The following is a 14,728-nucleotide window of genomic DNA, read 5'->3' as shown; positions in this document are numbered from 1 at the left end:
TATATAATGAAACATTTTATTCATACACCCAGAGGTAAAAAACAAGCTAGAGGGAAACAGCAAATCCATACTAAGAAGAGAAAATGTAAATTTTATTGGGAGCTTCTCCTTACTAGAATACATAATTTATCCATAGGAAAACAACTACGTTACAATACAATGGCAATATTAGCTTTTGTGTGTCTTACTGCCTTAATTGGTCTAGTAAATCAATTGCATATGAATCATAGATTGTTAAGTTTTTATCAAGATTCATACTCTATTCATACAACTGCACTTTATTCAAAGAATTCACTTTTGCTAATTCAAAATTATATGTATCGTGCCATTGCAACGGATAAAGAAAATCTACAATCCAAGTATATTCAGGAGTCCGAAAACTATTATCTTGAGCTGGAGAACTCCATTATCTCCCTCTCTTCCTCCAATTCTTCTATTCACAGTCTAACAGCTGAAGACCAGAAGGAACTTACCGTTGAACTAGAAAAATTTCAAAGGTACCGTGACCAAGTATTATCTGCTACCAATAGTGGTGACATACCGGCTGTATTTAAGACTTACAAAAATGATTATGTCCCAATCTTAGCTTCCATTACAACTACCTTGGAAAGCGTTATTGAGAATGCCAACCATTATGCAGACCAATACATCTCCCTTTCCAAAAGACAAACCGTATTATCAATTATATCTTATATTCTGCTTACAATCTCTGGCGGATTTTTAGCTATTCTTATATCACGAAAAACAACAAAAGGTATCTTATCACCACTTAATGAAATACAAAATTGTATGAATGAGATGGCAATGGGAAACCTACATACAGAGATCGCATATCATTCCTTAAACGAACTTGGAAATGTATGCGAAGCAACACGAGTAACCCAGAGTCGCCTTAACCGCTATATTGATAATATAATAGTTGTCCTTAATCAATTAGAGAACAAAAATCTAACTCATACGCCTGAGGAGGATTACGTAGGTGACTTTTTGCCAATTAAGGAATCCCTAATCAGTATCATTCGATTTTTACATGATAATATTAGCCAGATTCAATGTAGTTGTGAAGATGCTCAAAGTATGTCTATAAACGTTCAGGATCAATCATTAACCATACAGTCTGGAGCGAAGACACAGACTAATACCATTCAATCCCTAACAACGCAGATTCACACCATATCGGATTTTGCTACCAATAATGCAGATCTCGCTACAAAACTCCAAGAAATCTTTCGTACAATGACTGATTATGTATCCAAGGCGCAAAATCATATGGAACTTTTGGAAAATCAAGTTGCTTCCATTAAAGAACAGTCGAGACAGATCACCACTGTCACCCAAATTATTGAAGGTATCGCAAGAAAGACGCAACTAGTTGCTTTAAATGCAACCATTGAAGCTGCACATGCTGCTAATACAGGCGGAACATTTTTAGTGGTAGCTAATGAAATGACCAATTTATCCAAACAATGTATGGAAGCCGTTTCTACCATTCGACCTTTTATCCAGACTATGCTCACCAATATTCAAACATGTTCTGAAATGACAGCTACAACCAGTGATTCCCTATCCTACACGGTCAACATATCCCATCAAATGCATACACTAGTTAGTAGTATTCATTCCTCAAGCCAAACACAATATACACTGGTAGATCAAATAACAGAAGAATTACCAAAAGTAACCGCAATTTCTTACTCAAATGAACATGCTGCTGAGGAAAATATACAGGCAGTACAGAAACATTTGACCGAGATGGAACGATTGCTTAACTTTGTCCACTGCTTTCAATTATAGCGAATTGTTCACAGTTTATGTTATTGACTTTATGAGTATCATGAATTATACTTTGTATACGGATGAGTGTACCAGTTTACCTGCTATCATTCTTCCTGTAACTAACAACAGCTTGAGTTTTCAATAACATAGAAAAGGATGTGATTCTATGAAGATAGAAAAGATCAATGATAGCCAAATTCGATGTACTTTAAATAAAGAAGATTTAATCGATCGTGAACTCAAAATCAGTGAACTTGCTTATGGAACAGAAAAAGCAAAAGAACTTTTCCGTGATATGATGCAACAAGCTTCTTGTGAATTCGGATTTGAAGCAGACGATATTCCATTGATGATTGAAGCAATTCCAATCTCTAGTGAATGTCTTATCCTTGTGATTACCAAAGTAGATGATCCTGATGAACTTGATACTAGATTTTCTAAGTTTACAGCTGATACTGATCAATCATCATCTGAGCCAGACGCAGATGATGAACCATATGCAGATGAAATTATAAATTGTTTTGACCAATTAAATGAATTACTTGATGATACAATGAAAGATGACAAGGATACGGAAGATTTTATACCTCTTCCAAAGGCAATCCAGTCTCAAAAAGAGGAAAAGACATCAGAAGATACAGATGTACCAAAACCTCAAAGTTCTGTAACGATTACTACCAATATGACAAAGGTATTCTCCTTTGATTGCCTTGATACAGTCATATCCGTAGCTGAAATCTTAGTTTCCATGTATAAAGGCGTGAATACGTTATACAAGAACCAAATGGATTCACGATATTATTTATTGATTACCAAATCTGATCATACACCAGAGGAGTTCAATAAAGTATGTAATATCATTACCGAATATGGAAAATCGGAAAAAACAACGTATGCAACAGCTGATTATTATGCAGAACATTTTGAAGTAATTGTAAAAGACAGTGCAATTCAAATCTTATCTGTAATGTAATGTTAATGCTACAACCATATACTACACGGCACATGTAATATTTTATATATTCATGTGTCGTATTTTTTGTTACCATTTTGCTATTTATTGTTATTTACAGTATATATTTGTAAATATTCATTGACATCATTTCCGTAGTATGTTATGTTGGATATGTCATATATTTACATTTTATTGACTATATTACTTACTATTCTAGACACTTTATCTACAACACAATTCTAGTCTTATACTTTTTCTACACCATTCACTATTTATTCCACATAATACGTTACCTATTATTCACTCCACTTACCACTATTTATCTACATACTATTTTACGAAATCTTTCACTTTATGATTAGCTAGATTTTCAGGCAATCGGACCGTTTTATCTTACTTAATCACCAATTAACCAGTGTTTTTCAAAAAGGAGGTTTCTTATGAGGAAACAAGTAAGTAAGCGAAAGTTATTTTCTGTTATTTTAGCAACCGTTTTTGTAATGGGCTCACTCCACCCTACTCCAGATGCCCTTGCATCTACCGAAACCATTCCAAGTGAATCATATTCTTGGAACAATGTAGCATTAAATGGTGGTGGTTTTGTTCCAGGTATTATCTTTAATGAAACAGAACCAAATCTAATCTATGCCAGAACTGACATTGGAGGTGCCTACCGTTGGAATGAAGCAACGCAGAGTTGGAAATCACTTAATGATTCTGTAGGTTGGGCTGATTGGAATAAGAATGGTGTAGACGCACTTGCAACAGATCCAATCGATACAAACCGTGTTTACATGGCGACCGGTACATACACCAACTCTTGGGATACCAACGGCCAGATTATGCGTTCCACTGATAAGGGAGATACATGGGAAACAACCTCTCTTCCATTTAAAGTTGGTGGGAATATGCCAGGTCGGAGTATGGGCGAACGACTTGTTATTGATCCAAACTCGAATAATATTATCTATTTTGGTGCCCGCGGTGAGAATGGTCTTTGGAAAAGTACTGATTACGGTGTAACCTGGAATCAAGTTGAGAGCTTTACAACTACAGGAACTTATGTGCAAAGTCCTGGTGAAGAGTATGGTTCTGAAGCAATTGGTATTGCCTGGATTACTTTTGATAAATCAAGCAGTACTCTTGGAACTGCTACACAAACCATCTACATTGGTACTGCTGATACCGGTAATTGCATCTATCGTAGTACCGATGGTGGAACCACATGGGAAGCCATTTCTGGACAACCTGTTGGTTACCTTCCTCATCATGGTGTTCTTTCTTCCAATGGTATGTTGTATATCTCCTACAGCAATGGCTGTGGCCCTTATGATGGTTCCAAAGGATATGTTTATCGATATAATACTGCTACGGGAGAATGGTTGGATATTTCTCCTGTATCCTCAACGAGTGATGATAACTACTTCGGATATGGCGGCTTATCCGTTGATGCACAAAATCCAGATACCCTTATGGTCTCTACACTTAATTGTTGGTGGCCTGATGCCAATATCTATAGAAGTACCGATGGTGGAGTAACTTGGACAAGTGCATGGTCATGGTACGCTTATCCAACCCGTTCCCTTCGTTATGATTTGGATATCTCCAATACCCCTTGGCTTAATTTTGGTATTGATGGCGCTCTTAATGCCGATTCCCCATCTCCAAAACTAGGTTGGATGATTGGTGACCTTGAAATTGATCCATTTAACTCTGATCGAATGTTTTATGGAACAGGTGCTACCATCTATGGTACTACTGAATTAACAAATTGGGATTCGGATCAGACATTAACCATTGAACCTTATGCTTCTGGAATAGAGGAAACTGCAGTAATTTCCCTTGTGAGCTTACCAACTGGTACCTCTCATCTATTAAGCGGTCTAGGAGATATTGGTGGCTTCCGTCATGAAAGTTTTACTTCTGTTCCTTCCTATGGATATGTAAGTCCGATCTTTGTATCAACAACATGTATAGATTATGCCGAATCCAATTCAAATTATGTGGTGCGTGTCGGTAATGTGGACCGAAGTTATACTACGAATAAAGCATGTGCAATCAGTAATGATGGCGGATCAAATTGGTACTCTGTTAATAGCGAGCCTACTGGTGTTGCGGGTGGTGGACAAGTTGCTGTGTCCGCAGATGGTTCCGTCATACTTTGGAGCCCTAATCCAGATAGTTCTGGTACAGAAATTTCTGTGTACCGTTCCACAACAGGCGGTAACTCTTGGACAGCCTGCTCCGGCTTACCTGCACAATCCTCTATTTACTCAGACCGTGTTAATCCAAATAAATTCTACGCATTTAAGAGCGGTGTATTCTATATAAGTACAGATGGTGGTGTTTCCTTTGCAGCAACCGGCGCTACTGGTCTTCCTGAACATGCCTCATCCGTTGTACATTCACAAGCAGAAAAAGCAACTTGTGCATTCAAGACGGTTCCAGGAATTGAAGGAGATATCTGGTTTGCTGGTGGCAATACCGAGGATGGAACGTATGGATTATGGCATTCTACCGATTCTGGAGCTACATTCACTAAATTATCGAATGTAGAAGAAGCAGATACCATTGGCTTTGGTAAAGCGGCAGAAGGTGCAGATTATATGGCACTCTATACAACCGCTAAAATTAATGGCGTACGTGGTATTTTCCGTTCTGATGACTGTGGAGAAAGCTGGATTCGTATTAATGATGACGCCCACCAATATGGAAAGATTAATATGTGTATCACTGGCGATCCGAGAATCTATGGCCGCGTATACCTCGGAACCAATGGACGTGGAATTATATATGGAGATACCCTAGATACTCCTATTCCAGTCGTCAGCTCTGAGATCACACCAACAGAAGCATCCATTGATTTAAATAGTACGGAATTATCCAATCTTACCGTATCAATGACACTGAATGGTAACGCATTGAATAAAATCACATGTGGTAACTCCACTCTTACCTTAGGTACCGATTATGAGGTAAATGATGAAACCGTTACAATAACTACTGATTATCTTGCAACCTTATCAACTGGTACGACTACACTTACCTTTGATTTTAGTTCAGGATTGTCTCGAACTTTTCTAATCGTTGTTACGGACTCCAGTCAAGAAGTTGAGATTGACTCTGATCTTGATGTGCAGATGTTCAATGGAACAACTTCAATAACCGGGAATACCATTAGTATCAAATATAAATTAACCAATAAAGGTACAACAACACTTGACTTAACTAAGGTAAGCCTTCGTTATTATTATACCAACGAGGACAATATTTCTCAAAGTTACTGGTGTGATTGGTCAACTGTAGGAAGCTCTAACATAACTGGTTCTTTTGTAAATATTCATCCAGAAAAAACAAATGCAAATTGTTACTTCCAAACTGGATTCTCAACAGGTAGCCTAGCACCTGGTGCTTCTGTTGAGTTACAACTTCGTATTGCAAAGGACAACTGGTCAAATTATGACCAATCAAACGACTACTCTTTCAATGCAACAGCTAGCAGTTATACCAGTTGGTCTTATGTAACCGCTTATATCAATAATACGTTAAGTTTTGGAGTTGAGCCTTAATATTCAAACAAAAAGGGAAGGAACACTTTTACAGTGTTCCTTCCCTTTTAATACTGTCGTATCCCACTTATTTGCTTTCTAAATATGCATTTAAGCTAGCTACTAATTCATCTACGTTGATACCATGAACCATGGCAGCTTCTTCAAGTGATTCTCCTTGTGCTGATGGACAACCCACACAATGCATACCAGCATTCATTAATACAGGGATTGTTCCTTCATCCATTGCAACGATATCAGCGATAATCATATCCTTTGCTACTTTAGCCATTTCATTGACCTCCTTTATGTTGAGTTCTCTTCTACTGCCTTTCTTATGCTTTCTAGCATGGCAAGAGAATACTTTCTCAAACGTCGTTATTTTTCAGTATTCACAATTTCTCTTTATTGTATTCTTAGAACGTCAAAGGTAAAATACATGATTTTTTGACTCTTTTATCATTATATTCTATGATAATACGAACGTCAAGCAAGGGCATGTATTTTGTACGATAAAAAGTACACGGAATCTTCGATAATTTTTTAACAAACAGTTGACGTGTATACAGTATTCAGATATAATACAGATACAAGGAAAACAGATAACCACCAGACAAATAAACTACATAGGATGTTTGCCCCGTAGGTATCTTCCTTCCTTAATTTATATGCGTAAATATATCGACAACATACAAAAGACATCGATATATTTCACATTCAGTATAGCAGCTCATTTGAGTCAAAGCGTAAGAGCACTCCATGAGATTGATTGGATACTCGGCAGTCATACTGATTTTCGAGGTACTGAATGGTTGTAATATAAAATTTGCGTAACTACAAACAATTATGTTACAGACAGGAGGACAATATTATGTGTAAACCACAATGGGAAGGTTTTACAACTGGAGACTGGACAAAAGAAATTGATGTCCGTGGCTTCATTCAAGCAAACTACACACCTTATGAAGGTGACGATTCTTTCTTAGCAGGTGCAACAAAGAATACAGAAGAACTTTTTGATGCTGTTAAGAAACTCATGTTAGAAGAAAATGAAAAAGGGATTTTAGATGCAGAAACAAAAGTTCCATCATCTATTACTGCATTTGGTCCTGGTTATGTTGACAAAGAAAAAGAAGTAATCGTAGGTTTCCAAACAGATAAGCCACTTAAGAGAGGTATTTTCCCTAATGGTGGTGTGCGTATGGTTAAAACTGCACTTGAATCTTACGGATACCAACTTGACAAACAAACAGAAAGTATCTACACCAGCAATCGTAAAACACACAATGATGGTGTATTTGACGCTTATACAGAAGATATGAAAAAAGCAAGACACTCTGCAATTATCACTGGTCTTCCAGATGCATATGGTCGTGGTCGTATCATCGGTGACTACAGAAGAGTTGCTTTATACGGAGTGGATCGCTTAATCGAAGAAAAATTAGAACAAAAGAAACGTTTAGAGATCAACTGTCTTGAATCTCCAGACATCAGACTTCGTGAAGAAATCTCTGAACAGATTAAAGCATTAAAATTATTAATCGCTATGGGGCAAAGCTATGGCTTTGATCTAACTCAACCAGCTAAGAATGCAGTGGAAGCTACACAATGGACTTATTTTGCATACCTTGCTGCTGTTAAAGAACAAGATGGTGCTGCAATGTCACTTGGCCGTGTATCAACTTTCTTAGATATCTATGTAGAAAGAGATTTAAAAAATGGTACATTAACAGAAGAACTTGCACAAGAAATTATGGACCATTTTGTTATGAAATTACGTATGGTTCGTTTCCTTCGTACACCTGCATACAATGATCTATTCTCAGGCGATCCAACTTGGGTAACAGAATCAATTGGTGGTATGGGTACAGACGGAAGAACATTAGTAACAAAAAACAGCTTCCGTATTCTTCACACTTTAGTAAACTTAGGACCAGCACCAGAACCAAATTTAACTGTTCTTTGGTCTACTTCATTACCAGAAGGCTTCAAAAAATTCTGTTCAAAAGTTTCTATTACAACTAGTTCCATTCAGTATGAAAATGACGACTTAATGAGAAACTATTGGGGAGATGACTACGGCATCGCTTGTTGTGTATCTGCAATGAGAATTGGTAAACAAATGCAGTTCTTCGGTGCTAGAGCAAACCTTGCAAAAGCTTTACTTTACACAATTAATGGTGGTAGAGATGAAAAAACTGGTGAACAAATCGCTCCTTTATTCGCTCCTATCACATCAGAATACCTAGATTATGATGAAGTAATGTTAAAATACGATCAAATCTTAGAATGGTTAGCTGAATTATATGTGAATACACTTAACGTAATCCACTATATGCATGATAAATACAATTACGAAAGACTTCAAATGGCTCTTCATGATCTTGAAATCTTAAGAACAGAAGCAACTGGTATTGCTGGTCTTTCTGTAGTAGCAGATGCATTATCAGCAATCAAATACGCTAAAGTAAAACCAATTCGTGATGAATCCGGTTTAGCAATTGATTACGAAATCGAAGGTGACTTCCCTAAATACGGAAACAACGATGATCGTGTTGATAGCATCGCTGTTATGATGGTAGAGAAATTCATGAATAAGATTCGTAAACAAAAGACTTATAGAAAAGCAGTACCTACTCTTTCAATCCTTACAATCACTTCTAACGTAGTGTATGGTAAGAAAACAGGAAGTACTCCAGATGGACGTAAAGCTGGTGTACCTCTAGCTCCTGGTGCGAACCCAATGCACGGAAGAGATACCAACGGTGCAATCGCTTCTATGGCATCTGTTGCTAAGTTACCTTACAAAGATGCACAAGATGGTATTTCTTATACATTCTCTATCGTACCAAATGCTCTTGGTAAAGATGAAGATTCAAGAGAAAACCATTTATCAGCTTTATTAGATGGTTACTTCAATGATGGTGGACACCACATCAATGTCAATGTATTCGATCGCGAAACATTATTAGATGCAATGGATCATCCAGAAAAGTATCCACAATTAACCGTTCGTGTATCTGGTTATGCTGTTAACTTTATTAAGTTGACAAGAGAACAACAATTAGACGTAATCAGCCGTACATTCCACGAAAGAAACTAATTTCATACGAATCGCTATGAATTCTAATACTTTAATTTTTAGAATTCATAGTGGTTGATACTACGGGAGGCATTGCGACCATACTCACAGAATATGTTGCGACCTCCCGTTTATAAAATGTTTGTTTAATCAAATTTCCTTATTTCATATAAAAACCGATTATATACTCCTTAAATGTATCTGTTAAATAATTAATAAGAAGATTTGATTAGACAAACAATCAAGTAACATAGGAGGAACAGACAATGACTATTGGTAGAATTCATTCCCTAGAAACCTGCGGTACCGTAGATGGTCCTGGAATCCGCTTTGTAACCTTTCTACAAGGTTGTCCTTTGCGGTGTCAATATTGCCATAATCCCGACACATGGGACACGAAGAAAGGAAAAGAATACACACCAAAAGAACTGGTAGACGAAATCGTAAAATATAAATCCTATATGAAATTCTCCGGTGGAGGAACAACATTTACTGGAGGAGAGCCACTGTTACAAGCAGAATTTGTTAAGGAATCATTTGCTTTATGTAAGGAACAAGGAATATCAACTGCTTTGGACACCTCCGGCTTTATATTCAATGATCAGGTAAAAGAAGTACTAGAGTATACCGATATCGTATTATTAGACATCAAAAACTTTGATCCAACCGTATTCAAAACAGTAACTGGGGTTGCACTTGACCATACCTTACAGTTTTTAGATTATATAAAAGAAAAAAATATTAAGACATGGATTCGATATGTTCTTGTACCTGGCTTAACCGATAATATAGATTCTATTACTGCCTTAGCATCTCACCTAAAAAATTATCCTAATGTATCCCGAATTGAATTACTGCCTTTTCATAAAATGGGCGAATACAAATGGGAAGAATTGGGGTATAAGTACGCATTAAAGGATACAAAAGAACCCTCTTTGGCATTAATAGAAGAGGTTAAAAAAGTCCTTGAAACAAGTGGAATTTCGGTTTATGCCAATGTATAATTCGCGCAAATATCGACATAAGTTTTACTTGTAAAAGGGGCTTGTTTATATTACAATTAGGGTATTAAATATTAAAGGAGGATAACAATTATGGCACATAAAATTAGTGATATTTGTGTAAGCTGTGGAGCTTGTGCAGCTGAATGTCCAGTTGATGCAATTTCTGAAGGAGCTACTCAATACGAAATCAATCCTGATGTATGTATCGATTGTGGAACATGTGCAGCTACATGTCCAACAGGCGCAATCTCTCAAGAATAATCTAGGTAATTGCGTTTGCTCCGATTATTGATCAAGAAGATACATTCATTGTTTTGATCATAGATCAATTTCAAGTGAACATAATTATTCAAAAAAAAGGGTTGTCCTATACATAATGTATGGGGCAACCCTTTTTCCTATATTAACTCTTTTCTTTTAAAACGATTTTTTCTCTTTCCTCCCTCCGATTGCGCAGCTGCAATCTCTGCTCGTCCACGCTGAAATGCACGTATCGTTTCATCTAGATGCTTATACCGTTCCTCCTCTCTTTGTTCTTTTTCCCTGAACTGATAATCGAGTTCCTTTGCCATGCTCAAGGATACAACTTTTCCAATATTTCCAGCTAGCTCATCGGTGTTTTCCCGTAGAGCATTGATAATTAAATCACTCATAATATTTTTAAACTGTATCATTTTATCTTCTCTATGAACAATCTCTTCCTGTGATGGTTCCACTGGGTTTAACTCGTTTTTCTTATTGTCCTCATGTAATTCTAGAGTTTTATCTTCAGAACTCGTCCTTAAATCCTGTACACCCATGTCTTCTTTGTGTAAACGTATTATCCCATCATTATTCATATGATCAGAACGGACTTCATCAAGATGGATTAAATTATTATAGTCATTCTCTTCTGGTTCTGTAACCACATTTTGTTTTTCTTTTAATTCCTGCCGACTCTCCAGTTCAAAGACTCTCTCATTTAATTCGTTTCTTAATAAAAGCATACTTTTCGCATCTAGTGTTTCTATTTTATGTATATTAGGAAGAATCATCTTAATGGCTCTTAATTGAAACCCCTGTTCCTTCAACAATTTTACATTCCGGAGTATCTTAACATCCTCTTCTCTATAATATCGATGTCCCATCTCATTCCTTGGTATATCTAATCCTAATTCTTCTTCCCAGTAGCGTAATGCATGTGGTTCCACATCTATCTTCTTCGACGCATCGGATATAATATAACGAATTTCACCCATGAATAATCCTCCTCTGTTATTTTGATAATTCGCATATACTGGTGATCGTTCCGTAACTAAGCTTGTACGACAAACCATGTACCGAAACTGGTAACTCTTTTATCATTGATGAATTACCATATATTTACATTATATCATAGAGTCTTAAGAGCGCAATATTAGAATATTCAATAAACCAAAGAACTTATCGACAGATAACAAGGCACTTCTTGTTTCAATTCTAATCTCTGACAGGAAGCTTGTCATTCTATGTTTTTTCGTAAAATTAAAACATAACTTATGCACACTGTGTAACGTTCTCTACCTCCTACTATACTGTTTGCAAAATCCTCGAAATAATTCCAAACCTAGTACAGCATTAAAACCTGTGGCAGTAAATACACTAAAACGTTCTTATACAAAATTACATCTCATCTACTCTAGTTCCATAGAGCACCCCTCTAGAACCAGTTGCAATATAAAACCGTCCTGGTACTCTTGGGTCACCTACAATACTCATAATATCTCCAAACATTTGCTCCTCTGTATTCAGCTTACAATATGTCTTTCCTTCATCTTCTGTTACAAAGAAACCATACTCTCCATTAAGTATTCCGCTCATATAGATTGCTTTTTCACCATGTAAGCCAAGCCCCATTCCCTGGCATTTTACTTGATTCCCAGGTTCCGTAATCTGTATGGCAACAAATTCTTGTGTCTCTTTATCATACTGCACTTTCCAAAGTCCGTATTCACCAAGCGCCATCCAGATTACGCCCTCTTTGTCAGCTTCAACACGAATCTCTGCATGATTGTTGCAGTCAAAACCAGATAAAATCACTTCTGGGAAGTTTGCAGGAGTCTTCTTTTGATAGAAGGTTACACCACCGTCTACACTTACATAAAATTGAGATGCCTCTCCAAATCCATAAAAGAGATCTGGGTTAACACGGTCCGCCATAACTTTCATATTTCTATGAGAATTACAATATGCAAAGAATTCATCATACGTTTTCCAATCCGGAATTGGTGGACATTGATATGTCTCGCTTATACACTCTCCATCTGTATCAAAGATTCTACATTGATGATACGTTTTCCCTTCATCTTTTGTATATACAATTGCACTAACAGGGAGTGCCAAAACCTTTCCAATGGACCATACAATTGTTTTACTATCTGCACTCATTGCCACCCATCCAGCATTTACATTAGGGCGTTCAATCTCTTTGATCAATTCATCAATAAAGGGTTTAATGCCATAAGGCTGTGGGAGATGTTTGAATGTTTTACATTGGTCGTTTGATACAATTAATCCACCTTTTGTTTTTCCTGTCCAGTTTCCTCTAGGAGTCACAACCACATAATCTTGATTGTTTTCACTGTAATCTGCATTAATACAAGTAATGTAACGGTCATTTTTTTCGTCTGCAAATGTATTCTCTGCAGGCTGATTCAAGTCTGTAAATGCAAAACCACCCAGATCTCCTAATATATCAATTAATTTTACATCACCTTTGCTAGGTGCATATAAGTTTAAATGTACCGTCTCTTCAATTCCTCTACACTCCGGTTCCCAACAACAGGCATCACTCAACAAATTGTAGGTAACAAATGCCCCTGTCCCACTATTAAATATGGCATGGTTCTCATCAAATGGATTAATCTTAAGATCGGTTAACCAGTGAAGAATCGACTCTCCTCCATTATATTCAGGCTTCATATATGGAACCGTAAAATGAATCTTTCCTGTCTCTAACCCTTGTAGATTTTTTGTCCATGTCTCTCCTTGATCTCTGGAGATGAATATAATGTCACCAGGATGCTGATAACAGATGGTACTACAGATTAAAACTGGTGTACTCTGTTTTGTATCATAGGTTGTTGCAATTCCACCCATTCCAAATGAAATATCCTCTAGATTCTTCACTCCGAAATCCATAGCCGTCGGTGTAATATCCTTATACTCTTCTACGATTCCATTCAATAGCTTATAACGAATTACTTTTCCTCTTTTTTGCATACCACAATCACAACTATAACATGCAAAGCTCCAACCATACTGTCCTGCTTCTGACATTGTTACATAGAGATAGGTTCCATCAAAGGCATACCTTGCACCTACATAGCCAGTAAATCCCTCCTCGTCATTCTCCTCATATAAGGACTTCGGTTGCTTGAGTGGCTCAAAAGAATCCCCACCATTGGTAGAGATATATAAACTTTGTCCACGATGTTTACACTTCGCTCCGCCTTCTCCAGAAGTACCTACCACAATTATCTGAGAACGTCCATTCTTACTTACCCGTGGGTCAATCCAAACAAATGTAATCTCTTTTTCATTCTTCTCTTTCTCCATAGTAGAAGATACCGTTAAGAACTCCCAGTGCTCTCCCTGATCCACCGAACGCATTAATCCTTCCGATTGTGAACCAAAGTACAAGATATTACTGTTTACTGGATCCACCAAAAGACGTTCTCCTGTCCCACGACCTGGGTTATTTCCATGGATTTTACAAGGCATGTTCTTATAAGTAAAGGTCTCTCCATAGTTTGTAGAAATACACAACTTGCCCGTATTTTTCGTACTGTATCCACAAACAATATATAATAATCCACGTTTTTTGTTATCAACTGCAAAAGATAGTGGATAAGTCTCTGCAACATCATCCTGTCGTACATGATTAATCAATGATTTCCATGTACGATTTGCAAAATCAAATCGATACGTTCCCCCAATATCTGTTCTTGCATACAATACATTCTTTTCTTTCTCATCAAATAAAAAACCTGTTACATACCCACCTCCTGGTATTGGTATGTTTTGATATGTATACGCTCGTGTTTCCATCTTATTATTCATCTTCGTTCCCTCATCCTTTCATAAGTCTACGAGTAAAGTTACTATACTTTTCTCTGTAATACCATTTCTCCATTACTATAATAGCAAATTCGTATAAAAATAACACCAACAAAACTAGTGTTATTGTACATAAAAAAATAGCCTTATATGTTCAAATTGATATGATTCCCCTTAAGTAGACAAGGTAAATAACCAAATCTACTTAGGGGGAAATTTTTATGTCCAAATATACGACAGAAATAAGGCTAGCAGCATGCAAAGAATATTTTGATGGAAAGTTATC

At 36.8% G+C, this 14,728-nt stretch carries 9 protein-coding genes; 6 read left to right on the top strand and 3 right to left on the bottom strand.

Annotation, left to right across the window (positions count from 1 at the left end; translation table 11 throughout):
• The first annotated feature begins 6 nt into the window (after positions 1-6).
• From HBB17_RS11825 to HBB17_RS11815, 3 genes are all read left to right on the top strand, one after another.
• Complete coding sequence (locus tag HBB17_RS11825; RefSeq protein ID WP_167957708.1) at positions 7-1,794, top strand: methyl-accepting chemotaxis protein; 1,788 nt, start codon at positions 7-9, stop codon at positions 1,792-1,794.
• Between the two features lie 148 nt (positions 1,795-1,942).
• Complete coding sequence (locus HBB17_RS11820; protein WP_167957707.1) at positions 1,943-2,749, top strand: adaptor protein MecA; 807 nt, start codon at positions 1,943-1,945, stop codon at positions 2,747-2,749.
• Between the two features lie 422 nt (positions 2,750-3,171).
• Positions 3,172-6,300: a X2-like carbohydrate binding domain-containing protein gene (locus tag HBB17_RS11815; RefSeq protein ID WP_167957706.1), complete on the top strand. Its 3,129-nt coding sequence runs from the start codon at positions 3,172-3,174 to the stop codon at positions 6,298-6,300.
• Between the two features lie 67 nt (positions 6,301-6,367).
• On the opposite strand, the gene HBB17_RS11810 is transcribed toward HBB17_RS11815, so the two are convergent.
• The gene (locus HBB17_RS11810; RefSeq protein ID WP_167957705.1) at positions 6,368-6,571 is read right to left on the bottom strand and encodes a DUF1858 domain-containing protein; all 204 of its coding nucleotides are present in this window, start codon (positions 6,569-6,571) and stop codon (positions 6,368-6,370) included.
• Positions 6,572-7,150: 579 nt separating this feature from the next.
• Here HBB17_RS11810 and pflB point away from each other — a divergent pair.
• The 3 genes from pflB (at position 7,151) to HBB17_RS11795 (ending at position 10,626) form a co-directional block, all read left to right on the top strand.
• Complete coding sequence (gene pflB, locus HBB17_RS11805; RefSeq protein ID WP_167957704.1) at positions 7,151-9,382, top strand: formate C-acetyltransferase; 2,232 nt, start codon at positions 7,151-7,153, stop codon at positions 9,380-9,382.
• Positions 9,383-9,627: 245 nt separating this feature from the next.
• Positions 9,628-10,365, top strand: a complete 738-nt coding sequence (gene pflA, locus HBB17_RS11800) for a pyruvate formate-lyase-activating protein (RefSeq protein ID WP_167957703.1) — start codon at positions 9,628-9,630, stop codon at positions 10,363-10,365.
• Positions 10,366-10,455: 90 nt separating this feature from the next.
• Positions 10,456-10,626: a DUF362 domain-containing protein gene (locus HBB17_RS11795; protein ID WP_167957702.1), complete on the top strand. Its 171-nt coding sequence runs from the start codon at positions 10,456-10,458 to the stop codon at positions 10,624-10,626.
• A gap of 137 nt (positions 10,627-10,763) precedes the next feature.
• Here HBB17_RS11795 and HBB17_RS11790 read toward each other — a convergent pair whose 3' ends face one another.
• Together HBB17_RS11790 and HBB17_RS11785 are read right to left on the bottom strand one after the other, a co-directional pair.
• Positions 10,764-11,603, bottom strand: coding sequence for a MerR family transcriptional regulator (locus HBB17_RS11790; RefSeq protein ID WP_167957701.1), 840 nt, complete (start codon positions 11,601-11,603; stop codon positions 10,764-10,766).
• 403 nt (positions 11,604-12,006) lie between these two features.
• Complete coding sequence (locus HBB17_RS11785) at positions 12,007-14,445, bottom strand: beta propeller repeat protein (RefSeq protein WP_167957700.1); 2,439 nt, start codon at positions 14,443-14,445, stop codon at positions 12,007-12,009.
• Positions 14,446-14,728: the final 283 nt, after the last annotated feature.

Source organism: Anaerosporobacter faecicola (assembly GCF_012070565.1).
GTDB lineage: Bacteria > Bacillota > Clostridia > Lachnospirales > Lachnospiraceae > Anaerosporobacter > Anaerosporobacter faecicola.
This window is presented reverse-complemented; position numbering and strand designations above follow the sequence as displayed.

Coding starts and splice junctions, on each gene's coding strand:
- HBB17_RS11825 (WP_167957708.1), top strand. CDS start 7: ATGAAACATTTTATTCATACACCCAGAGGTAAAAAACAAGCTAGAGGG.
- HBB17_RS11820 (WP_167957707.1), top strand. CDS start 1,943: ATGAAGATAGAAAAGATCAATGATAGCCAAATTCGATGTACTTTAAAT.
- HBB17_RS11815 (WP_167957706.1), top strand. CDS start 3,172: ATGAGGAAACAAGTAAGTAAGCGAAAGTTATTTTCTGTTATTTTAGCA.
- HBB17_RS11810 (WP_167957705.1), bottom strand. CDS start 6,571: ATGGCTAAAGTAGCAAAGGATATGATTATCGCTGATATCGTTGCAATG.
- pflB (WP_167957704.1), top strand. CDS start 7,151: ATGTGTAAACCACAATGGGAAGGTTTTACAACTGGAGACTGGACAAAA.
- pflA (WP_167957703.1), top strand. CDS start 9,628: ATGACTATTGGTAGAATTCATTCCCTAGAAACCTGCGGTACCGTAGAT.
- HBB17_RS11795 (WP_167957702.1), top strand. CDS start 10,456: ATGGCACATAAAATTAGTGATATTTGTGTAAGCTGTGGAGCTTGTGCA.
- HBB17_RS11790 (WP_167957701.1), bottom strand. CDS start 11,603: ATGGGTGAAATTCGTTATATTATATCCGATGCGTCGAAGAAGATAGAT.
- HBB17_RS11785 (WP_167957700.1), bottom strand. CDS start 14,445: ATGAATAATAAGATGGAAACACGAGCGTATACATATCAAAACATACCA.